We start from the raw sequence: 21,945 nt of genomic DNA on the forward strand, positions 1-21,945 counted from the left end.
GATGCGCAAGCACTACACCCACGAGGGCCTGGTCGAGGAACAGCTCGCGCCCGAGCCGATCGCCCAGTTCACCCGCTGGTTCCACGAGGCGGACGACGCCGGGGTGGTCGAGCCCAACGCGATGGTGCTCTCCACCGCCGACGCCCAGGGGCGGCCCAGCTCGCGCACCGTCCTGCTCAAGGGCTACGACGCGCGCGGCTTCGTCTTCTTCACCAACTACGGCTCCCGCAAGGGCTCCGAGCTCGCCGCCAACCCGTACGCCGCGCTGCTGTTCCCGTGGATCGCGCTGGCCCGCCAGGTGATCGTCCAGGGGCGGGTGGAGAAGGTCGGCCGGGACGAGACCGCCGCCTACTTCCGCACCCGGCCGCACGGTTCGCAGCTCGGCGCCTGGGCCAGCGAGCAGTCCAGCCCGGTCGGCGGGCGCGACGTCCTCGAACAGCGCTACGCCGAACTGGAGCGCCGCTACCCGGAGGGCGAGGGCGTGCCCGTGCCGCCGTTCTGGGGCGGGTACCGGGTGATCCCGGAGAGCGTGGAGTTCTGGCAGGGGCGGGAGAACCGGCTGCACGACCGGCTGCGCTACTTCGCCGATCCGGCCGGAGCGGGCGGGTGGCGGGTGGAGCGGCTCTGCCCGTAGCGGGCGGGTCTGCGAGGCGTTCGAATACCGGCGCGTCCGTCGGTGGGTTCGCCGTCGGGCTCGTCGGGCTCGTCGGGTCCGCCATCGGGCTCGTCGGGCTGGCTGTCGTGCGGTGGCGGGGGAGTGCGGGGCGCTGTCGAATCGCGCCAACTGGCCTTCGCCGACCGGTGGTTCGGATGGGGCGCGAGCGCCGGGGGAGCGGGCTCCGGCCGCGCCGGTGGAGCGGGTCGGGCCGGGGCGGCGGCCGTACGTCGGCGGAGGGGCGCCGCCAGGGTGGGTTCGGCGGCGCGACGCCGGTCCCCTGTGCGCCGGTCAGGTGCCTTCACGCGACCGCCGAGTGGGTGAACTTTTGGCGAGACTTCGCTGCGTGAAGGGGGTAGTGGGCTGTTAGGGGCGCGCAAGAGCACGGCGCAGCCCACGTGCTGGCAGTACCCTGGTCGACTAGGCCGACCTATATACCCGGCCCTGCTTCTCTCTAACCCCCATCGTGGAAGAGAATCGAACATGACACCCGCACTGGACACCATGCCCCGCACTAAACTGACGGAGCCTCAGGGTGAAACCCGGCCTTCACTGGCCGACCTCGCCCAGCTCGGCGCCGAGGAGCTCTCCACCAGGATCCGACGAGCCCTGCCCGACACCGGTGCGGGTGCGGTGCCGGTCGCGGCCTTCAACTCCTCCATCTGATCGGCCGACTGACCATCGGCTCCGGCTGAATCCGATCGACCATGACGCCAACTCCGCTGCCTTTCACCCAGTTCATCGTGAAAGTGCACAGCCGGTGTGATCTCGCCTGCGATCACTGCTACGTGTACGAGCACGCCGACACCAGTTGGCGTCGACGCCCCAAGGTCATCGGTGACGAAGTCCTGAACAGGATCGCCGAGCGGATCGGCGACCACGCGGCCGCACACCGGCTGCCCGCCGTCCGGGTCGTCCTGCACGGGGGAGAGCCCCTGCTCGCCGGCCCGGACCGGTTACGCCACGCGGCCAAGGCGCTCCGGGCGGCCCTGCCGCCCGGCTGCGCACTCGACCTGCGCATCCACACCAACGGCGTCCAACTCGACGACGCCTACTGCGAACTCTTCGCCGAAGTCGGCATGAGGGTCGGCGTCTCGCTCGACGGCGACCGCGCCGCCAACGACCGCCACCGCCGCTTCGCCGACGGCCGCAGCAGCCACCCGCACGTCCTGCGGGCGGTCGAGCGGCTGCGCCGGCCCGCCTACCGGCACCTCTACGCCGGGCTGCTCTGCACCGTCGACATCGAGAACGACCCGGACGCCGTCTACCGCGCCCTGGCCGAACTCGCCCCCCCCGCCGTCGACTTCCTGCTGCCGCACGCCACCTGGGAGGACCGGCCGAAACCGGCCGTCGACGGTGCGCGAACGCCGTACGCGGACTGGCTGTTGGCCGTGTACCGGAGATGGGACGCCGACGGCCGCCCGTTCGCCGTCCGCACCTTCGAATCCGTCCACCGGACGTTGCACGGGCTCTCCAGCCTCACCGAATCGCTCGGCCTGGAACCGTCCGACCTCGTCGTCCTGGAGACGGACGGCAGCTTCGAACAGGCCGACAGCCTCAAGACCGCCTACGACGGCGCGCCGGAGACGGGGTACGACGTCTTCACGCACAGCCTCGACCAGGTCGCGCTGCACCCCGGCATGACCGCCCGCCAGTCGGGGCTGGCCGGGCTGAGCGCCGCCTGCCGGGCCTGCCCGGTCGTCCGCAGCTGCGGCGGCGGCCTGTACGCCCACCGGTACCGGGCCGACACGGGCTTCGACAATCCCTCCGTCTACTGCGGTGACCTCATGAAGCTCATCAACGAACTCGCCGGCGACGCCGCCGGTTCCGCCTCTGGTTCCGCTGCCGGTTCCGCCGCCGCTTCCGCTGTCGGGGCGGGTCCTTCTGTCCCCGCCCAGGCCGGGGAGCCGGTGGTGCCGGCCACCCTCACCGAGCGGCAGCTCGACCAGCTCGCCCGCGGGTACGGGGACCAGGACACCGTACGGGCCCTGTCCCGCGCCCAACTCGCCCTCACCCGGGCCATGCTGGCCGCCGCCTGGGACGCCTCCGGGCAGCCCGGATCGGCCGCGTGGGCGTTGCTGTCCGAACTCGACGCGAGCGCACCCGCCGCCGTCGACACCGTCCTCGCCCACCCGTACGCCCGCGCCTGGGCCGCCCGCCGGCTCGCCGGGGACCTCACCGTCGGGCTCGGCCCGCTGGCCGCCCTGGCCGCCGCCGCCGCCGTCCGCGCCGGGCGGGGGGACGCGGTCGCGGTGCCGGTGCGCGGCGGGTGGCTGCACCTGCCGACCCTCGGGCGGACCGCCGCCCCGGACGGGGAGGCGGTCGTCACCGGCCTGGCCGACGGATTCAGCGTGCGGGCGTCCGACGGATCGGTGTCCGCCGCCCTGGACGAGCCGCTGCGGCGGGTCCGGCTGGCCGGAGGGTGGACGGTCACCCTGGAGGACGTCGACCCGCTGCGCGACAGCCACGACCACGCCGTGGCCGGCCGGCTCGCCGACGGCGAACTGCTCGACTGGACGGGCGCGTTGCGCGAAGCCTGGGAACTGCTCGGGCACGACCTGCCCGCGTACGCGGAAGGCCTCCGGGCCGGCCTCACCACCATCACCCCGCTACGGCCGGGCCCCGCCGGGCGGGACGTCAGCTCGGCCGCCCGGCAGGCCCACGGCGCGGTCGGCATCGCCCGGCCCGCGACCGCGCCGACGCTCGCACTGCTGCTCGCGCACGAGTTCCAGCACGTCAAACTCGGTGCCGTACTCGACCTGTTCGACCTCCACGACCCGGCCGACGACCAGCTGTACCTCGCGCCCTGGCGGCCCGACCCGCGCCCGCTCGAAGGCCTGCTCCAGGGCACCTACGCGCACCTCGCCGTCACCGAGTACTGGGGCACCCGTGCGTTCGCCTACGACGGGCTGCCGGGCGAGGCCGCCGACCGGGCGCGTACCCAGTTCGCGCTCTGGCGCCGGTACACCGCCGAAGCCGTCGACCGGCTGGCCGGATCCGGCGCCCTCACGGCGCTCGGCTTGCGCTTCGCCGACGGCATGCGTGAGAGCGTCGCTCCGTGGCTCGCCGTGCCGTTGCCCGCCGCCGCCGAACGGGCCGCCGAACGGGCCCGCCACGAGCGCGGCCACGCCCGCCACGCCGAGGTCTGACCCAGAGGAGCGGCCATGCGCACCGTCACTGCTCTCACCGGCACCGCCCTCACCGATACCGCCCTCACCGCTGGGGGTTTGGCCGCCGGGTTCGCCCAACTCGGCGTCCGCCCAGGCATGGTGGTGCACGTCGAGGCCTCCCTGCGCGCCCTCGGCCCGGTGGACGGCGGCGCCGCCACCGTCGCCGACGCGCTGCTCCACGTCCTCGGCCCCGGCGGCACCCTGGTCGCCTACACCGCCACCCCCGAGAACTCCGCCACCTCGCGCATCCACCAGACCGCCACCGCCGGCCTCACCCCGGCCGAGACCGCCGCCTACCGGGCCCGGATGCCGCGGTTCGACCCGGCGAACACCCCCTGCTCGCCGACCATGGGCGCCCTCTCCGAGGAGATCCGCACCCGCCCCGGCGCCCTGCGCAGCCGCCACCCCCAGACCTCCTGGACGGCCCTCGGCCGGCACGCCCGCGAGATCACCGCCCACCACCCCCTCACCTCCCACCTCGGCCCCGAGTCCCCGCTCGGGCGCCTCTACGACCTCGACGCCAGGGTGCTGATGCTCGGCGTCCCGATGGCCCGGTTCACCGCCTTCCACCTCGCCGACCAGCGCATGCCCGACGTCCCCCTGCGTGAGTACCGCTGCGTCGGCCCCGACGGCTGGCTCACCTTCCGGGCCCCCGAGCTCGACGACCTCCACTTCGCCGACCTCGGCACCCAGGTCCTCGCCGCTGCCACCGGCATCACCACCATCCACCTCGGCACCACCGACTGCCGCCTCGTCCCCGTCCGCGAAGCCGTCGACCTCGCCGAACACCTCCTCCGCCCCTGACGGTCCCGCGCCCCCGCCCCTCCTCCAGTTCGGTTGCTCCCGTCGCCGCTTCGGCCCCGCCGAAGCGGCGACGGTCCTGTCCAGGTCTCTTGTGCGTAGGAAGTCGGCCTCACCGACTTCCTACGCACAAGGACGCGCCTACCTGTGGAGAGGGCTGGGCCTGCGCTCTCCGCACAGGCCCGGCCCGGTCATGACGTCGGCCCGCGTCCCAGGACACCTGGGACGCGGGCCGACGGATGCGGTGTTGCACAAGAAGTCGGTGGGGTCGACTTCTTGTGCGACCCTCGCAGCAGGTTCGGTGGCGACGGAGCTGTTCGGCGCGATCACGTGATCACCCGGCCCCTGACGGACTACCTCCGTTTCGAGTTCGCGCACTATGGCCACAACGTCGCGGCCGGCGAGGACATCCGGATTCTCGACCTGACCGGCCGCGAGAATCCGGGCTTACCGGATCAGGATTTCTGGATGTTCGACGAGTCCAGGGTGGTCCTGATGAACTACCGCCCGGACGGGACGCAGATCAGTCGCGAGGTGTTCGACGGCGACCCGATCCGATTCGTCGAGTGGAAGCGCTTGGCCGTATCCGAGTCGGTTCCTTTCTCGGAGTACGTGAGAGCAAGCGGCTGAGTGTCTCTGGATCCGGAACGGCTCGGACAGTCCAAGTCCGAGCTGGGGAAGAAGCTGCGAGAGCTGCGCAAGCGAGCCGGCCTGGTGGTGGGGGGAGGAGGGGAGGCCGGACCTGGGCCGGTTCGGCGTGACCATCGGTGTAGACGGTGCACAGTCCGTCTGACTGGATGATCCTGGTAACACCGTCCCGGCCCGTTGACGACCGCTCCGCGCCGCTCTAGAACGGAGCACAGGCCCCGGACACGGCAGGACGTGTCGCGGCACGGACTGCCGGGGCACCCCCGAGAGATCCTGAGGAGCAATGCCATGGCTCCAGACGACAACGGCTGCCCGGTGCTGGACATGACCGCCCGGGCCCTGCACCAGCAGAACGCGGAGCTCCGCGCCGCCGGGCCCGCCGTGCGGGTCGAACTCCCCGGCGGCATCCTCGCCTGGTCCGTGACCCGCAGCTCGGTGATCCGCGCCCTGACCGGCGATCCGCGGGTCTCCCGCGACCCGCGCAAGCACTGGCCCGGCCTGGCCGCGGTGCCCGAGGGGTGGCCGATGGGCCCGATCGCGTTCCAGCAGAACTTCTTCAACCGCTACGGCGACGAACACCGCTCGGCACGACGACGGATGGCGCCCTCGTTCTCGCCCCGCCGGGTGTCCGCGCTGCGGTCCGGGATCGAGGCGACGACCGCCGCCCTGGTCGGCGCGTTCCGTGACCTCGCCCCCGGCGAGGCCGTGGACATCCGCCGGGCCCTCTCGTTCCCGCTCACCATGACGGTGATCTGCGACCTCTTCGGCGTACCCGCCGACATGCGGCCGCAGATCGGCCGGTCGATGGACACCCTGCTGACGACGACGGCGACGACCGAGCAGATGACGGTCGCGCGGGCGGAGATCAACGTGGTGCTGGTCGAACTGCTGGAGCTCAAACGGCGCGACCCCGGGCCCGACCTCGCCAGCGACGTGGCCGCCGTCAGCACCGGCGGCGACACGGGCCGCGCCGAGGAGGAGTCCCGCGACGAGCTCTTCCTGATGCTCGGCGCCGGGTACGAGACGGCGGTCAACCTCATCACCAGCGCCGTCCAGGCGCTCCTCACCCACCCCCGCTACCTGGCCCAGGTCCGCGAGGGCGCCCTCGCGTGGGAGGACGTCATCGAGGAGACCCTGCGCCACGAGAGCCCGGTGATGCACATCCCGCTTCGCTACCCGCTGGAGGACATCGACCTCGGCGAGGGCGTGGTCATCCGGCAGGGCGAGCCGATCCTGCTCGGATTCGGCGCGGCCGGCCGGGACCCGGAGGTCCACCCGGACCGGCCGGACGACTTCGACCCGACCCGCCCCGACAAGGAGCACCTGTCCTTCGGCTACGGCCCGCACTTCTGCCTCGGCGCACCCCTGGCCCGGCTGGAGGCCGAAGTGGCCCTGGGCGGCCTCTTCGGCGCCTACCCCGGCAGTGTCCTGGACCCGGCCAGCCCGAGGCCGGCCCGCCTGGAGTCCGTCATCATCAGCGGCCCGGCCGAGCTCTGGATCGTCCCGAGGCCCACCGCAGAGTGACGGCGGCACCTGGGGGAAGGGCGGCTCCCGCGAGTTCGCGGGAGCCGCCCTTCCGTCGAAGGCGGCGACGTTCCTGTCGAGCCTCCCTGTGCATAGGAAGTCGGTGGGCCCGACTTCCTATGCAGGGCCGGATGCTTCTACACAGTGGCCTCACAAGCTGTCATCGCGGCGGCCAGCACGCGTTTCCGAGTGATCCATTCCGTATTGCCGGCTTCGACTGAGCACCGTAGGGCCTCGATCATCTCTTCGTCGGCTGCAGCCGGTCTGGCCAGGTGCGCCCGCATGTAGTGCCTGAAGATTGCCGGCAACTGCTCGGGCCGGGTTGCGGCCTTGGCCTGCAGGGAGAAGAGGGGGAGGAACCAGGCTTCGAAGCTCTCCTTGATCGCCGGGGTGGCTCGGTATGCGTCGTGGAGCGGTTGAAGATCTGCCGTGTGGTTGTAGGGCAGGTGTCCGTGGAGGGCATAGCGGAGGCGGATGCCGTCGTGTTCGCGGAAGTGCAGGCCGTGGGCGGCGATGTGGTTGGCGGCATTCTGGGTGGTGGCCATGACGGCCACCTCCGCCCGGTGCCTTCGGGCTGCGGCGAGGACGGTGGCATGGATGCCGGCGCGCGGGTCGAGCACGAGGCGGTCGAGACCGACTGGCGACAGGTCGATGCCGTGGTCGCGGGTACGGGAGAGGATCAGGCGCCCTGGAACCTTGCCGACGGTGCCCTGAAGGTGTCTGGGCTGCTGTCGGTGACTGGCGTGGATGTCCGAGCGGTCGAGGATGGGGCGGTCCTTGGCGAGTTCGGCGACAAGGTGAAGGCTTGTGCGGTCCCGGGTGTCGGTGCTGCCGCAGGCGTTGCAGGGGCGGCCACCGGTACCGGTCATGTGGCCGCAGGCCCGGCAGGTGGGAACGGTCTCACGGCTGATGGTCAGGGTGCCGGCGCGGAGGTTGTTCTCGATCATCTCCAGGGCGAGGCTTGCGACCTCAGTGTCGGTGTCGGTCATGATGCCGCCTGCCGGAGACTGCCCCGGCGCGTACTTGCTCGCGATGAGGTCGGCCTCAAAGCGCTGACGGGGGATCTTCGGCCCCTCAGCCTCGCGGTGGCGGAGGTCTCCGGCGAGGGTGGCGGTGTTCCACAGGTGGGGTGCGGGCGGTGAGCCGAGGATGGCGTTGAGGGCGGCGGCGAGGCGGATGCCGACGGCCTTGCCGGGGCGGGTGCCGAAGATGAAGGTCCCGTTCTGGACAGGGCCGTTGAGGAACAGGTGTCGCACGGACTCCTCCTAGATCGGCGGGGTCGTGGTTCGCGTCCGGGTGAACCGGCCGTCTCGCAGTTCGTAGTGGAGGATCGCGGCGTTGGGCATCTTGCCCTTCCGCTCCTCGGCGAGGATCTCGGGCAGGGTGCAGGCTTCGAGTAGGGAGCGGAGTGCCACTGCGGCGGTCTGGTGGGTGAAGGCGACGATGGTGCTCGATTCCTGGAGTTCGGCCTGGGCGAGGGCGGCGAACTCGGTGGCCCGGTTGAGTACGCCTTCGGCGAGCGACTCGCCGCCACCCGGTGCGGTCCAGAGGTGCTTGCGCAGGCGGCGGTCCTCGGCGAGTTCGGGGTAGCTGTCGTTCAGCTCACGCTTGGTCATGTAGGTGGCGTCGCCGTAGTGCTGCTCGTCGAGGAGCGTGGTCTGCTGGGGCCAGCCGTCGGGGATGTCGGGCAGGGCGATCGCGGCGGTGTCGATCGTCCTGCGGTAGGTCGACGTGTAGACGCGTGGCGTGGGGCCGGCGAGCTTCGGCAGGATGCCGGCGAGCCACTGGGCCTGCCGGAAACCGTGCGGGGTGAGGCCGACGATCGTGCGGGAGATGGTGTGGGCGACGGCTCCGGTGCAGGGGCGCGGGTCCTGGTAGAAGCCGTGGTACTTGTCGGCGTTCTCGACGGACTCGGCGTGCCGGATGACGAGCAGGGCCACCGCGCGGCGCCTACGCGGCGAGGTTGGCGACGTAGGAGCCGCTGACGGTCCAGGGGGTGAGCTCGATGCCGAAGCTGCTGCGGTCGCCGTCCTGGGAGTGGACGAGTTTGCCGGACAGGTGCACGGTGTCTCCGGATCGGAACGCGCCGGTGTAGGCGCCGAGGTAGGAACGCATGTGGGTGATCCGGCGGGCGAAGGAGTCGGGCTCGTCGATGGTCGAGCTCAGGATGGTCCTGACCTTGATCCCATAGAGCGCCGGGGTGGTGAGGCCTTCGGCGTGGTCGGTGATTCTCGCGAGGAGGGAGATCTCTCCGATCTCCTTGGAGGAGATGCGGGAGAAGGGTCTGTCGCGGTCGGAGCGGATGGGTTCGCAGTTGATGTGCGCGCCGGAGCTGGAGGTGAGCCCCTGGAGCTTTCGGCGTTCCTGCTTGATGAGGGCCTCGAAGGAGCTGCCCTCCATGTACTTGGCCCGGCGGATGTACAGCCGGGTCAGGTCGTCTCCGTCGTAGGGCTTGATCAGAGCGGTCTGCTGGAACAGGTCCTGGGCGGCCTCGTAGCCCTCCGGCCCGTAGCAGACGAGGTCGATGTCCGAGCGTTCGTTGAAACAGCCGACGAGAAAGGACCCGGTGACACCCAGGAGATCCCGGGCGCCGTTCGTGGCGACCCACTCGGTGATCGCCAGGAGGTCCTTGCCTGCCGGATTGTCGGCGACCGATCCGGGTTCCTCATGGATGGCAGAGAGGGCCTGGCGGCACGAGTAGTGGACGGCGACGTCCTCGCGCGGAATGCCCGTGATGACGCAGCCGAGGGCGTCGGAGTAGACGTAGCACTCCGGTCGGTCGGCAAGGATGCCGAAGGATTTCGACACGACACTGTTCTGCCGGTAGGTCCGGCCGAACACCCGCCGGTCCCCCTTCTCGTCCGGGTGGTACTTGACGTAGCCCAGGTAGTGGCTGCCGGGGTGGCTGTCCCCGATGACCTTGAAGACGACGCCGTGGTGATCCATCAGGTAGTCACGGTCGCGGACGATGGGGACCGGCCTACCGGTGTTCAGCGGCGAACTGCTCCAGAGCGGGGAAGGCTCCGGTGTCAATCGTGGTGGACGACTCATACTGCTCAAGTCCCATCGAGAAGAGGGCGCGGCGGTACTGCCACTTGATGTGCTTGTCATGCCCTGCGGGGTGAGTGGGCCGCATGAGGGCGAGGAAGAAGAAGCACTTGACGAGCAGGAAGTCGCCCAGGTGATCGCTCACCCGCCGGCCGATCAGGGACGTGCTGGTCCGGTCGAGTGCGACGGTGTACGTGGCGCGCTGCTCCGAGGTGATGGTGTAGCCCTTGCCTCCACCTTTGAAGGCCACGATGTCGAGCGCCGGGTACACGTCGTAGCCGAACGGGATCGGTCCGTGGTGCTGCCAGTCGATGATCCCGGCCGTGAGGATGTTGGGCAGACCGTAGTCCAAGTGCCCGTGCACGATGGGGAGTCGGGACAGCCGGTCGAGGGCGTGCTCGACGGCCTGGTGGACCCGCGGCGTGTCGAAGTCCGGGTTCTCCTCGAAGACGGCCGCTGCGAAGGCCGCCTTCTCGAACCACGGGGTCGAGGGCAGAGGGTGCCTCGCCTGGGCCTGTAGGAGCTTCGAGGCGACGGCGGCCGCGGTGCTGATCACGTGGTCGCCGACCTGTCCGGCCCGCTGAGTGTCGGCCAGGGCGTCCTCGTGCAGTGAGCTGTTGCCGATGGTGCGTTCGATGGCGAAGTAACTTCCGCCTTCGAATCCGCTGTCGACAATCGCAGGTACGGGGTATCCAAGTCCGGCGGCCAGCTGCTGGAACTCGACTTCCGCCCGCAAGTCCTCTCCGCCGGTCCGCTTGTAGAGCGAGCCGTCAGCCGATCTCCAGACCGCACCCCGGGTGGCGGTCCGGTCCTTCACGAACTCCCAGGTGTTCATCGGCCCGTCCTTCTGCCGTACCGAGTCGCCGTAGCGCAGGCGTCCAGACTAGGAGGGTTCGAGCAGGCCGGACAACGATATTCCCGTCAGTGAATAAATATCACCCACGGTAAATCATCGACCATTCGCTGAGCCGCCCCCTGGCCTCGTCGCCGAAGAGGGCGGATTCTTCGAATATCGAGAAAATTTCACGATAGCGCTGGATGTCCCGGTGATCGCGAAATGCGAGACGGCCGGTGAACGACTCCACAGTGGCGAGGCGGTCGTCGTACACCGTGAACGTGTTCATTGGTCCGCGAGTAATAAGTGTCCCATATGGAATCACGCCGATTCGAACGGACGGCAGATGGGTGAGCGATGCAAGGCGGTCAATCTGGACGGCCATTGCCTGAGGAGGAAGCAGTGCCCAATTCACCGCCTGCTCCGTGAGCAGGAACGTGAATGACTTTGATTCGTCGTAGAGAGCCACCTGGCGTTCCAGCTTGCGGCCCACGATGATCGCCCTGTCGCCGGGGGAGTGGCTCAAGCTGGCCCGAATGTACTCGGGCGTGGCCAGGAGGCCTGTGATCATTGCCGGCAGGAAATATCGCAGCTCTGTCGCGTCCGACTCCAGCGACGCCAGCTCCGCCTGTCGCTTTTCGATGCCCCGGCGCCATGAGGTTCGCTTGTCCTGCCACTCGGTATTGGCCGTACGAGCCAGCGAGGATACTTCCCGGACGAGGGCGGCCGGAGCCCCAAGAGCCCTGAGGATGCGCTCCACATCGACGAGGGTCGGGGTCAGTTTTCCGGTCTCGATCTTACTGATCTTGCTCTGGGAGATGCCACAACGCACCGAAAGCCGGTCTCCTGTGAGACCGGCTTCCAGGCGGAGCCTTCTGAGCGTTTCGGCCAGATCGGACTTCGACCGGCCGAGCTGATCTGGATCGAGCGTCACCCGAGCTCTTTCAGATATTCGGAAAACGGCACGGAGTGAGCCAGGGCGATTCTTTTCCACTCGCGGTGGCGGCGCATGTCGCCGCTGACCAGCTCCCGGTTGATCTGGGTGCCGTCAGGTCGGAAGTTCAGGTGGACCGCCGAGGTGTCATCGAACAGCCACCAGTCCTGGTCGGGGATACCGAAGTTCCCTTCAGTGGCGTCCAGGATTCGAATGTCTTCCCCGGCGGCGATGTTGCCGGGGATGCCCCAGGCGAACTGGTACCGCTGGTAGTCCGTGAGGGGGCGGCGCACCACCCGGACGCGGCCGATCGTCCGCCCCGAGGAGACGAAGCCGTGCACCCTCCGGTGCCACGCCGCGTTGTGATCGACCGGCTTCGGCTCGCCGCGCAGAAAGCGGGCCAGGCTCTCTGCTTCCCTGGGCATGGTGTAGGCGGGCTGCGCCTCGAACCGGAACGCTTCGTGCTGGTAACTGTCGAAGTGAGCGCGCCACTGGTCACCATCCAAGAGCACGGATGGCCTCCTCCAGGACGTGTCGGGGAATCTCGACGGCGGACTCCCCGGTGGGCACCTTCAGGGCCGTGAAGTGGTCGCCCTGGACCACGAACGTCCCTCGGTCGGTGGCGTACACGTTCGGGCAGTCGTCATCGTCGCAGTTCGGGCCGTTGAACTTGCCGGTAAGACGCAGCAGTTGCGGGTACTCAGCCATGCTGACCCCTTCCAGGTCGAGTGCCTCCCAACCCATCAACGACGCTAAGGCCGGCTGCGGCGCCTGTCCAAGCCGTATCGGGCATATTCCTGATCTGGAATAAGAATCTTGCCGGGGGTCTCCCGCTCTGACGCTCCGGGGAGCTGTTGACCGGCGGCTCCTTGCGAGGGGCAACCGCTGGTCCGGCTGAAGTCCGTCATCATCAGAGGCCCGGCCGAGCCCTGGAGCTGATGTGCTCCAGAAAGCGCTTGGAGAAGATCGTCTCGGCACTGGTGTCGGCGAGAGAAGGTGACCCGCTTCATCGCGCCGATACGATCTTTCCACCCGTCCTGGCCGCGCTGGAGGAGCAGACGTGACACAGCAGACTGCCGAGGAACGCCCGGGAATCGCCGCCGCGATCGTGGCCCACGAAGGCCGCGTCCTGATGGTCCGGCGGCGGGTCAGCGAGGGCCAGCTCTCGTGGCAGTTCCCGGCTGGTGAGATCGAGTCCGGCGAGTCGCCCGAGCTGGCGGCTGTCCGAGAGACGGCGGAGGAGACCGGGCTCGGTGTGGCCGCGATCAAGCTCCTGGGTGAGCGCGTGCACCCGAAGACCGGCCGACTGATGTCGTACACGGCCTGTGAGGTCGTCAGCGGCACCGCCGAGGTGGTCGACACGGAGGAGCTGGACCAGCTCGCGTGGGTGGCTCTCGCCGAGATCCCCGAGTACGTGCCGTACGGGCTGTTCGAGCCGGTGCAGGAGTATCTCGATACCGCGCTCAGCGCCGATCGGTAGGCGGCGGCTCCCGCGAGTTCGCGGGAGCCGCCCTTCTGCGCTGTGTGGGTCAGGCGGTGAAGTGGTCGAACTCGCCGGCCTTGGCGCCGAGGAGCCAGGCGTTGAGCTTGGTGCGGGTGGTGGTGACGATGTGGGCGGGGTCGTCGGACTCGCGGATGTAGACCAGCTCACCCTCGGAAGCGACCTCGATGCAGTTGGTCTGCTCCCCACTGAAGCTCGACTTCTGCCAGTTGAGCTGTTCCATGCTTACCTTCCCTGTACTGCGTACCGAATGTGCTGGAGCAAGCCCCATGAGTCGCGATATGAGGGCGATAGCTCGGATGCGCTGGCCGTCAGAGGCGGGAGTGCCAGGCCTTTGAGTCGTTCGAACTGTCGCCGGAACGAGGCTACTGCTTCGGGCTCGCCAAGGAATGGTGAGCCCTGGGGCTGTTCCATCAAGACGGTGTCGAGCTTGGAGTGTCGGCCGTGAAGCAGCATGAACGGGGTGTCGGCCGAGGCGAACACGGTGCAGTCGAACGGCAGGATCTGGATGGTGACGTGAGGCAGCTTGCCGACCTCGGCCAGGTGGTTCAGCTGGTCACGCATGACGGTAGGTCCGCCGTACATCGTTCGTAGCGCAGCCTCGTGGATCACGGCATGAAATGGCGTCCCGTTCTCGACGCTCAGGATGCGTTGCCGCGACTGTCGGAACTCGACCGTCTTCTGCGCGTATTCGAGGATGACCTCGCTGTAGCCCTTGGTCTGGAGCAGGCCAGGGATCAGTAGCGTCTCGTATGTGTCCAGGCGGGTAGCGCCGTGTTCGAACTCGGCGAGATCGAGGGCTGACGTTGGAACGTAGGGCCGGTAGTCGGTCCACCAGCCCTTGCCGTTGCTCTGGCCCATGGCGAGAAGGCCTGCTCGATACTCGGGATCGTTGGCATGGCAGGCGTCGAGCCAGAGGGCCAATCGCTCAGGATTGATACCAAGCCTGCCCGACTCGGTGTGGCTGACGGCTGGTCCCTTCATGCCGACCAGCTCGCCGAGTTCTGGAAGGGACATGCCTGCGCTGGTGCGGAGACGCCGCAGCTCATCGCCAAGTCGACGCTGTCGTTCGCTGATTGCGGTCCTGAATCCCATGCACGTGCCCTTCTCGTGCAGTAGTTCGGCCAACGAGTAGGCCGCCTACTGAAAGTGTAGATCTAGATGCGGAGAGTGTTGCAGGATTGTGGTGATTGGCCCTACAGTCCACTCACCAATCACTTTGCACCGCTGGGAGATTCCCCATGTGTGACCCCAACCTCAACTCCCCCTCCCTCACCGTCTCTCGCGAGGCGTTGCGCGACACCATGGCGCGCGCCGGGTACCCCAATTCCTCCATCGGGGATGCCGAACTCGCTCTCGTGGAGCTGGTGGTGAACGCCTGGCGGCACGGGTTGACCGCCGCGCCCGTCGTCCTGGTCGCCGTCGTCCACGGGACGCTCCGCGTCACCGTCGCGGACCGCAGTCCCGTGCTGCCCGAGCAGTGGAAGCCCGACCCGTTCGCCCAGTCCGGGCGGGGGTTGATGCTGGTGGAGGGGCTCATGCACCGCTGGGGTGCGGAGCCGCAGAAGCTCGGCAAGCGCGTTTGGTTCGAGCTGGACGGCGCCGCGTGATCGCCCACCACCCGATCCACCCCGCCGACCCGGCCCTGCGGCAGCTCACCGGCCGGCAGATCACCGAACTGATCGTCGATCTCCGCACGGAGGGACGCGAGTTCGGCCTCCTCTGGCCGTCCGCCCAGTCCGGCGAGACCGATCTGAACGGCCGTGCCCTGGTCTCCATCGGCAACATCCCGGCCAGCACCTTGATCAACCTGCTGACTCTGCTGCGCGAGTTCAAGCGCCGACGGGGCCAGGCGTGACGGGCATGCTGGTCCTGATCCTGCTGGCCGCCGCCGTCGGCGGTGTCTGCCAGGCCCGGTCCGAGCGGCTGCGGGATCGACGGGATCGGACATAGGTGCCATGCATGGCACGCGGGCCCGCCTCCTCCAGGCGGGCCCGCGCCATGCCCGGCCGTGGAGGTCAGGCGATGAAGTGGTCGAACTCGCCGGCCTTGGCGCCGAGGAGCCAGGCGTTGAGCTTGGCGCGGGTGGTGGTGACGATGTGGGTGGGGTTGTCGGACTCGCGGAGGTAGACGAAGTCGCCGTCGGAAGCGATCTCGATGCAGTTGGCTTCCTCCCCGCTGACGCTCGGCTTCTGCCAGTTGAGGTGGTCCATGGCTACCTTCCTTGTACTCCGTGGCGGACGTGCTGGAGCCACGATAAGCGGGCGCACAGCCGCGTCGTTTCGGTCATGTCAATTCGTACGACTCGTTGTGCTATTCCCTTGGGTCCTCAGTCGTTCCTACACTGAGACCCCGCCGCACGGGGGCTGCGGGAACCAGGTTGCCGACGGGCCCGGGGGAGGCGCGTGTGAACGACCGTGGCTGGGACGAGGACGATGCCCGGCCGTACTTCTTCCTCTCCTACGCGCACACCCCGAAGGCCGGCACGCGCGGCGCCGGTGATCCGAACCACTGGGTGCGCCAGCTGTACCGGGACCTGTGCGAGGCGGTGCTGCAACTGACCACGGTCCCGGCCGGGGTGCCGGTCGGCTTCATGGACGAGTCCATGCACCAGGGGGAGTTGTGGGCGGAGCGGCTGTCGGAGGAGCTGGCGACCTGCCGGGTGTTCGTACCGCTGTACTCGCCCCGGTACTTCAACAGCGTCCCGTGCGGGCAGGAGTGGCACGCCTTCACCCGCCGCCCGGTGTACCCGGCGACGATCGACGCGGAGCGCACCAGTGGCATCGTGCCGGTGCTGTGGGCGCCGATGAGTCGCTACCGGCTGCCCAAGGTGGCCAGTGAACTCCAGTTCAACCACGCCAGTTTCGGGCCGGACTACGCCACCGAGGGCCTGTACGCGCTGATGAAGCTCACCTACTTCCGCTCCGCCTACGAGCTGGCCGTGCACCGGCTGGCGGCGCGGATCGTGCAGGTGGCGGAGGAGACGGTGATCCCGGTCGGGCGGCGGCTGGACTTCAACGGCCTGCCCAGTGCCTTCGACGTGAGCGCGCCGACCAAGCAGCTGCGGATCTCCGTACTCTCCTACCATCAGGGCGAGTTGCCGCCCGACCGCAATCCCGACTTCTACGGCACCCGGCGCACCGACTGGCACCCCTATCGCCCGGCCGGCTCGCCGATCGCCCAGCACGCGGTGCGGCTGGCCCGGCAGTTGGGGTTCCAGCCGACCGTGCACGAGTTCGACGACGAGGTCGAGTCCATCATCGAGGGGGAGGCGGCAGCCCCCGGCCTGCTCCTGCTCGACCGGTGGGCGCTGCGCGACCCGGACCGCCGGGAGCTCGTCCGCCGCTTCGACCGCTCGGACGCCACCTGGGTGAGCGTCCTGGAGCCGTGGAACACCGAGGACCCCGAGTGCGAGGAACGCGGCGGCGACCTCGGAGAGTTGAGCGACCAGGCGCTGCGCATCACCCGGCGGGCGAGCCGCCCCAGCTTCCTCGGCGTGACCGGCCCGACCGGGCTGAACACCCTGGAGGACTTCGACGACGCGCTGCCCCGGGCCGCCATGAAGGCCAAGTACGCCTTCGAGGGCCGCACCAGGGCCGAGCCGGAGGACCCGCCGCCGCCCCGCCCGAACCTGCGGGACGCGTTCCGGCGCGGCCCGGGCGCGGCCCCGTTCGGCCGCGACGCCCCCTTCGGGCAGGACGGCTCCGGACCCGACGACCACCCAGACCGTGACGACGGCGATGACCCCGATGACGGGATGGCGCCCTTGGGAGGACGACCCAGATGAGCGAGAACCCCACCAGGAACTTCCGCGTCGGGGGCCTCACCGTGGCCGAACTGGCCGCCCAGCGGGAGGCCGAGCGACGGTCCGTGGAGCAGGACCGCAACGGCCGGATCATCACCTTCTACTCCTACAAGGGCGGCACCGGGCGCACCATGGCGCTCGCCAACACGGCCTGGATCCTGGCCGCCAACGGCTACCGGGTGCTCACCGTGGACTGGGACCTGGAGGCGCCGGGCCTGGCCAAGTTCTTCCACCCCTTCCTCGACCCGGCCTCGCTGGCCGGCACGACCGGGATGATGGACCTGATCGCCGAGTACCGCGAGGAGGCCCTGCGCCCGGTCGAGCACGCCGAGGGCTGGCACCTGGACTTCGCCAGGGTGCACCCGCACGCGCTGTCGCTGTCCTGGCCGCTGTTCCCGACCGGGGGCAGCCTGGACTTCCTGTCCGCCGGCCAGTTCAACCGGGACTACTCCGAGGCCGTCACCCATCTGGACTGGGACATCTTCTACGACCGCTTCGACGGCGGGCAGTTCTTCGACGCCCTCAAGGCCGACATGAGCAAGCGGTACGACTACGTGCTCATCGACTCGCGCACCGGACTGTCCGACATCGCCGAGATCTGCACCGTCCAGATGCCCGACGACCTGGTGGTCTGCTTCACCCTGAGCGACCAGTCCATCGACGGTGCCTCCCGGATCGCCCAGCACATCCACGACCGCTACCGCGAGCGCGGCATCCGCATCCTGCCCGTCCCGATGCGCATCGACGAGGGCGAGAAGGAGAAGGCCGACGCCGGCCGCTCCCTCGCCCGGGTCCGCTTCGACGGGCTGCCGGCCGGCCTCAACGGCGAGGAACTCGCCTCCTACTGGGGCTCGGTGGAGATCCCGTACCGGCCGTTCTACGCCTACGAGGAGATCCTCGCCACCTTCGGCGACCAGACCGGCACCCCCACCTCGATGCTCGCCGCCTGCGAGCGGCTCACCGCGATGATCACCCGGCGCAAGGTCACCTCCCTGCCGGTCATGGACGAGGAACTACGGCTGCGCTACGTGGACGCGTTCACCCGCCGCCGCCCGTCCGTCCCCGCCGACCTCTACCTCTCCTACGTCCCCGAGGACCGGATGTGGGCGGACTGGATCGAGTCCGTGCTCACCCGGGCCGGCTTCCGGGTGCTGCCCCGCGACCTCAGCGCCGGCACCGACACGCGCGAGGAGACCGAACGCGGCATCGACGCCGCCTACCGGACCGTCGCCGTGCTCTCGCCCGCCTACCAGCGCTCCCCGCAGGCCCGGGCGCTGTGGGAGTCCGTGGTCAACTCCGACCCCGCCGGCACCCGGCGCCAGCTCGTCCCCGTCCGCGTCGGCGACGTCAGGCTCACCGCACCCTTCAGCAACCGCAACCCCGTCGACCTCGTCGGCCGCGACGAGACGCAGTCCGTCCAGACCCTGCTGCGTGCCCTCGGCCGCGGCGACGTCGTCCTGACCGAGCCCAACGGCGGCGGGCCGCGCTTCCCCGGCAGCAAGCCGACCGTGTGGGACGTCCCGCCGCGCAACCCCTCCTTCACCGGCCGCGCCGCCGTCCTGGAGCAACTGCGCAACCAGCTGCGCGGCGGCATGGCGGCCGTCCTGCCCACCCCCCAGACGCTGTACGGGCTCGGCGGCGTCGGCAAGACCCAGGTCGCGCTGGAGTACGCGCACCGGTTCATGTCCGACTACGACCTGGTCTGGTGGATCGACGCCGAACAGACCGAACTCGTCGCCCCCGCCCTCGCCGACCTCGCCCGCCGGCTCGGCCTGCGCGTCGGCGACTCCGTCACCGAAGCCGCCGAGGCCGCCCGGGAGGCGCTGCGCCGCGGCGTGCCCACCTCGCGCTGGCTGCTGATCTTCGACAACGCCGACGAACCGGCCGAGATCCGCCGCTTCTTCCCCGGCGGCTCCGGCCACATCCTGGTCACCTCCCGGAACCAGGCCTGGACCGGGCACGCCGAGGCGCTGGAGGTGGACGTCTTCACCCGCGGCGAGAGCGTCGAGCACCTGTGCCGGCGAGCCCGCGGCCTGTCCCGCCCGGACGCCGACCGGGTCGCCGAGGCGGTCGGCGACCTGCCGCTCGCCGTCGAGGTCGCGGCCGCCTGGCTGGACACCACCGGCACCCCGGTGGAGACCTACGTCGCCCAACTGCACGCCGAGGCGGCCCGCGCGCTGGCCGTCGCCCGCCCCGCCGACTACCCGACCCCGGTCGGCGCGACCTGGAACGTCTCCATCGGCCGGCTGCGCCAGCAGTCCCCGGCCGCCGTCCGGCTCCTCCAGCTCTGCGCGTTCTTCGCGCCCGAGCCGATCTCGATGAACCTCTTCTACAGCGACCAGATGATCCGGGCGCTGGTGAAGTACGACGCCGACCTCAGCGACAAGTTCATGCTGGGCAAGGTGATCCAGGCGATCGGCCGGTACGCGCTGGCCAAGGTCGACGCCGGCAGCAACAGCTTCCAGGTGCACCGGCTCGTCCAGGCGGTGATCCGGGCCGAGATGACCGACGACGAACAGGAGATCGCCGTCCACGAGGTGCATCGCATCCTGACCGGCGCCCGGCCGGTCCTCGGCGACACCGATGACCCCGCCAACTGGCCCGCCTTCGACGAGATCTGGCCGCACCTGTCGCCCTCCAAGGCGCACAACTGCGACGAGGCGGACACCCGCCAGCTGCTCATCGACCGCGTCCGCTACCTCTGGAAGCGCGGCGAACTCGACCGCGCCCGCGACCTCGGCCACGCCCTGGACACCGAGTGGACCAACAAGCTCGGCGAGAACGACCGGCAGACCCTGCTGCTGCGCTTCCAACTCGCCAACGTGCTGCGCTCCCAGGGCAACTACGCGGAAGCACTGGCCCTGGACGAGGACACCCTGGAACGCCAGCGGGCCCTGCTCGGCGAGCACCACCCGTACACCCTGATGACGGCCGGCTCCCTCGGCGCCGACCGCCGGGCACTCGGACGGTTCCAGGCCGCACTCGACCTCGACCGCGAAATCCTCGACCAGTTCCGCGAGTTGTTCGGCGACGACAACCCGCGCACGCTCTCGATGGCCAACAACCTGGCCATCGACTACCGGCTCGTCGGCAACAGCGAGGCCGCCCGCGAACTCGACCAGGAGACCCTCGACCGGCGCACGGCCGTCCTCGGCCCCCGGCACCCCTACACCCTCTCCACCAAGTCCAACCTCGCCCGCGACCTGCGCGAACTCGGCGACTACCGCGGCTCGGTGGACCTGCTCCAGGAAGTCACCTCCGACCTCGGCGACGTCCTCGACCCCGACCTGCCGGAGAACCTGCGCAACGCCAAGTCCCTGGCCGTCTCACTGCGCCGCATCGGCGCGCTCGCCGAAGCCCGCCGGATCACCAAGGAGACCTACGAGCGCTACCTGGAGCGCTACGGCGCCGACGCCCCCGACGCGCTCGCCTGCGCGCTCAACCTGGCCGCCGACCACAGCGCCTCCGGCGACAAGGAGGCCGCCCGCGACCTCTGCTCCACCGTCTTCGAAGGCCACCGCCGCCTGTTCGGCGACGAACACCCCTTCACCCTGGCCTGCGCCAACAACCTCGGCATCTACCTGCGCGGCAGCGGTGACGTCCAGGGCGCCATCGAACGCGGCCGGCTCACCGTCGAGGGGCTCACCGACTCCGTCGGAGCGGACCACCCGTACACCCTCAACGCGGTGATCAACCTGGCCAACGCCTACGGCGACGACGGCCAGATCGGCCTCGCCGAGGAACTCGGCCGGGCCGCCTACCAGGGCCTGTGCGAGCGCTACACGCCCCGGCACCCGGACGCCGTCGCCTGCGAGGCCAACCTGTCGATCACCCTGCGCTCGGCCGGTCGGCACACCCAGGCCGCCGAACTGCGGGCCCGCGCGATCGGCGAGCTGATCCGGCAGTTCGGCGAGGAGCACCCCAACACGGTCGCGGCGCGCGGCTGGAAGCGGATCAACCGGGACCTGGAGCCGCAACCGGTGTAAGCGGCGGTGCAGGCGCCGGTGAGAGCACGGCCTCCGGCCGGGGGCGGCGGGTACGCTGCGGGACCATGAGCAAGCAGACGCCGCCCCCGGTCCTGGTCACCCGGCGCCTCGCGCCCGGGGTGATCGAACGGCTCACCGCGCGCCACACCGTCACCTGCCACGACTCCGACCAGGCGATGGCCCGGGCCGACCTGCTGGCCGCCGTCCGCGACCGCCGTGCCGTGCTCACCACCCTGGACGACCGGGTCGACGGCGAGTTCCTGGACGCGGCCGGGCCGTCCCTGGAGATCGTCGCCAACCACGCCGTGGGGCACCACAACATCGACCTGGCCGCCTGCGCCGAACGCGGCGTGCTGGTCTCCAACACCCCCGGCGTGCTCACCACCGCCACCGCCGACATGGCCTGGGCGCTGCTGCTGGCCGCCACCCGCCGCCTCGGCGAGGGCGAGCGCCTGCTGCGCTCCGGCAGCCCCTGGACCTGGGCGCCGAACTTCCTGCTCGGCATGGAGCTGGCCGGCACCCCGCTGGGCGTGCTCGGCATGGGCCGGATCGGGCAGGCGGTGGCCCGCCGGGCCCGCGCCTTCGACATGCCGGTCAGCTACCACAACCGCCGCGAGCTGCCGCCCGAGCAGGCCGACGGCGCCACCTGGCGGCCGCTGGAGGACCTGCTCGCCCACTCCACGGTGCTGGTCGTCACCGCCCCGCTCAGCGCCGCCACCCGGCACCTGCTGGACGCCCGCCGCCTCGCCCTGCTGCCGCGCGGGGCGGTGGTGGTCAGCATGACCGCCGGAGTGGTGGACGAGGAGGCGCTGGCCGGCGCGCTGGAGTCCGGCGCGCTGTTCGCCGCCGCCGTGGACAACTTCGAGCACGAGCCGGCCGTCCCGTCCGCGCTGCTCGCCCAGGAACGCGCCGTCCTGGCCCCGCACCTGGGCAGTGCCACCGTCGCCACCCGGCAGGCGATGGGCGGCCTGGCCGTGGACAACGTCCTGGCCGTGCTGGGCGGGGGAGCGCCGGTCACCCCGGTGACGGCCTGAGGCC

At 70.1% G+C, this 21,945-nt stretch carries 22 protein-coding genes; 12 read left to right on the forward strand and 10 right to left on the reverse strand.

What is annotated here, in order from left to right:
• Nucleotide 1 precedes the first annotated feature (1 nt).
• The 6 genes from pdxH to ACIP37_RS26985 all read left to right on the forward strand — a co-directional run bounded on the left by pdxH (nt 2) and on the right by ACIP37_RS26985 (nt 6,798).
• Nucleotides 2–634 (forward strand): pyridoxamine 5'-phosphate oxidase, encoded by a 633-nt coding sequence (gene pdxH / locus ACIP37_RS26960; RefSeq protein WP_363585069.1) that lies wholly within the window; start codon nt 2–4, stop codon nt 632–634.
• 504 nt (nt 635–1,138) lie between these two features.
• A complete protein-coding gene (gene fxsA / locus ACIP37_RS26965; RefSeq protein WP_400844615.1) occupies nt 1,139–1,321 on the forward strand; it encodes an FxSxx-COOH cyclophane-containing RiPP peptide in 183 nt (60 codons plus the stop codon).
• Nucleotides 1,322–1,362: 41 nt separating this feature from the next.
• Nucleotides 1,363–3,804: an FxsB family cyclophane-forming radical SAM/SPASM peptide maturase gene (locus ACIP37_RS26970; protein ID WP_400808803.1), complete on the forward strand. Its 2,442-nt coding sequence runs from the start codon at nt 1,363–1,365 to the stop codon at nt 3,802–3,804.
• A 15-nt stretch (nt 3,805–3,819) separates the two neighbouring features.
• A complete protein-coding gene (locus ACIP37_RS26975) occupies nt 3,820–4,629 on the forward strand; it encodes an AAC(3) family N-acetyltransferase (protein ID WP_363632238.1) in 810 nt (269 codons plus the stop codon).
• Between the two features lie 144 nt (nt 4,630–4,773).
• A complete protein-coding gene (locus ACIP37_RS26980) occupies nt 4,774–5,256 on the forward strand; it encodes a DUF6879 family protein (RefSeq protein WP_400808800.1) in 483 nt (160 codons plus the stop codon).
• A gap of 306 nt (nt 5,257–5,562) precedes the next feature.
• Nucleotides 5,563–6,798 carry a cytochrome P450 gene (locus ACIP37_RS26985; RefSeq protein WP_400808798.1) on the forward strand — a complete coding sequence of 412 codons (1,236 nt, stop codon included), beginning with the start codon at nt 5,563–5,565 and terminating at the stop codon, nt 6,796–6,798.
• A gap of 137 nt (nt 6,799–6,935) precedes the next feature.
• Here the strand turns inward: ACIP37_RS26985 and ACIP37_RS26990 are convergent, their stop codons facing one another.
• The 7 genes from ACIP37_RS26990 to ACIP37_RS27020 form a co-directional block, all read right to left on the reverse strand.
• Nucleotides 6,936–8,054 carry a hypothetical protein gene (locus tag ACIP37_RS26990; protein WP_363584975.1) on the reverse strand — a complete coding sequence of 373 codons (1,119 nt, stop codon included), beginning with the start codon at nt 8,052–8,054 and terminating at the stop codon, nt 6,936–6,938.
• A 9-nt stretch (nt 8,055–8,063) separates the two neighbouring features.
• Entirely contained in the window at nt 8,064–8,738 is a 675-nt protein-coding gene (locus tag ACIP37_RS26995; RefSeq protein WP_363632108.1) for a histidine phosphatase family protein, read from the reverse strand.
• A 10-nt stretch (nt 8,739–8,748) separates the two neighbouring features.
• Nucleotides 8,749–9,744, reverse strand: a complete 996-nt coding sequence (locus tag ACIP37_RS27000) for a nucleotidyltransferase domain-containing protein (protein ID WP_363584978.1) — start codon at nt 9,742–9,744, stop codon at nt 8,749–8,751.
• Between the two features lie 34 nt (nt 9,745–9,778).
• Nucleotides 9,779–10,681: a phosphotransferase gene (locus ACIP37_RS27005; protein WP_371517495.1), complete on the reverse strand. Its 903-nt coding sequence runs from the start codon at nt 10,679–10,681 to the stop codon at nt 9,779–9,781.
• Nucleotides 10,682–10,781: 100 nt separating this feature from the next.
• Nucleotides 10,782–11,615, reverse strand: a complete 834-nt coding sequence (locus tag ACIP37_RS27010) for a helix-turn-helix transcriptional regulator (protein ID WP_363632111.1) — start codon at nt 11,613–11,615, stop codon at nt 10,782–10,784.
• Complete coding sequence (locus ACIP37_RS27015; RefSeq protein WP_363632112.1) at nt 11,612–12,127, reverse strand: DUF6879 family protein; 516 nt, start codon at nt 12,125–12,127, stop codon at nt 11,612–11,614. Before ACIP37_RS27015 ends, ACIP37_RS27010 begins: the two co-directional genes overlap by 4 nt.
• Entirely contained in the window at nt 12,111–12,323 is a 213-nt protein-coding gene (locus ACIP37_RS27020) for a hypothetical protein (protein WP_363584986.1), read from the reverse strand. The genes ACIP37_RS27015 and ACIP37_RS27020 overlap by 17 nt, the downstream gene beginning before the upstream one ends.
• 352 nt (nt 12,324–12,675) lie before the next feature.
• On the opposite strand from ACIP37_RS27020, the gene ACIP37_RS27025 reads away from it, so the two are divergent.
• Entirely contained in the window at nt 12,676–13,095 is a 420-nt protein-coding gene (locus ACIP37_RS27025) for an NUDIX hydrolase (RefSeq protein ID WP_363632113.1), read from the forward strand.
• Nucleotides 13,096–13,144: 49 nt separating this feature from the next.
• Here the strand turns inward: ACIP37_RS27025 and ACIP37_RS27030 are convergent, their stop codons facing one another.
• Complete coding sequence (locus tag ACIP37_RS27030; RefSeq protein ID WP_363584990.1) at nt 13,145–13,339, reverse strand: DUF397 domain-containing protein; 195 nt, start codon at nt 13,337–13,339, stop codon at nt 13,145–13,147.
• A gap of 2 nt (nt 13,340–13,341) precedes the next feature.
• Complete coding sequence (locus tag ACIP37_RS27035) at nt 13,342–14,211, reverse strand: helix-turn-helix transcriptional regulator (protein ID WP_363584992.1); 870 nt, start codon at nt 14,209–14,211, stop codon at nt 13,342–13,344.
• 146 nt (nt 14,212–14,357) lie between these two features.
• Between ACIP37_RS27035 and ACIP37_RS27040 the strand changes: the two genes are divergently transcribed.
• The gene (locus ACIP37_RS27040; protein WP_400808792.1) at nt 14,358–14,726 is read left to right on the forward strand and encodes an ATP-binding protein; all 369 of its coding nucleotides are present in this window, start codon (nt 14,358–14,360) and stop codon (nt 14,724–14,726) included.
• Entirely contained in the window at nt 14,723–14,974 is a 252-nt protein-coding gene (locus tag ACIP37_RS27045) for a hypothetical protein (RefSeq protein WP_371517494.1), read from the forward strand. Before ACIP37_RS27040 ends, ACIP37_RS27045 begins: the two co-directional genes overlap by 4 nt.
• Before the next feature lie 160 nt (nt 14,975–15,134).
• Here ACIP37_RS27045 and ACIP37_RS27050 read toward each other — a convergent pair whose 3' ends face one another.
• Nucleotides 15,135–15,329: a DUF397 domain-containing protein gene (locus ACIP37_RS27050; RefSeq protein WP_371517493.1), complete on the reverse strand. Its 195-nt coding sequence runs from the start codon at nt 15,327–15,329 to the stop codon at nt 15,135–15,137.
• A 194-nt stretch (nt 15,330–15,523) separates the two neighbouring features.
• Between ACIP37_RS27050 and ACIP37_RS27055 the strand changes: the two genes are divergently transcribed.
• The 3 genes from ACIP37_RS27055 to ACIP37_RS27065 all read left to right on the forward strand — a co-directional run bounded on the left by ACIP37_RS27055 (nt 15,524) and on the right by ACIP37_RS27065 (nt 21,941).
• Nucleotides 15,524–16,903 (forward strand): TIR-like protein FxsC, encoded by a 1,380-nt coding sequence (locus ACIP37_RS27055; RefSeq protein WP_363584998.1) that lies wholly within the window; start codon nt 15,524–15,526, stop codon nt 16,901–16,903.
• A gap of 83 nt (nt 16,904–16,986) precedes the next feature.
• Nucleotides 16,987–20,907 (forward strand): FxSxx-COOH system tetratricopeptide repeat protein, encoded by a 3,921-nt coding sequence (fxsT, locus tag ACIP37_RS27060; protein WP_363585070.1) that lies wholly within the window; start codon nt 16,987–16,989, stop codon nt 20,905–20,907.
• Nucleotides 20,908–20,972: 65 nt separating this feature from the next.
• Complete coding sequence (locus ACIP37_RS27065) at nt 20,973–21,941, forward strand: 2-hydroxyacid dehydrogenase (RefSeq protein ID WP_371517492.1); 969 nt, start codon at nt 20,973–20,975, stop codon at nt 21,939–21,941.
• The last annotated feature ends 4 nt before the right edge of the window (nt 21,942–21,945 follow it).

The sequence above is a fragment of the Kitasatospora sp. NPDC088861 genome (assembly GCF_044750105.1).
GTDB lineage: Bacteria > Actinomycetota > Actinomycetes > Streptomycetales > Streptomycetaceae > Kitasatospora.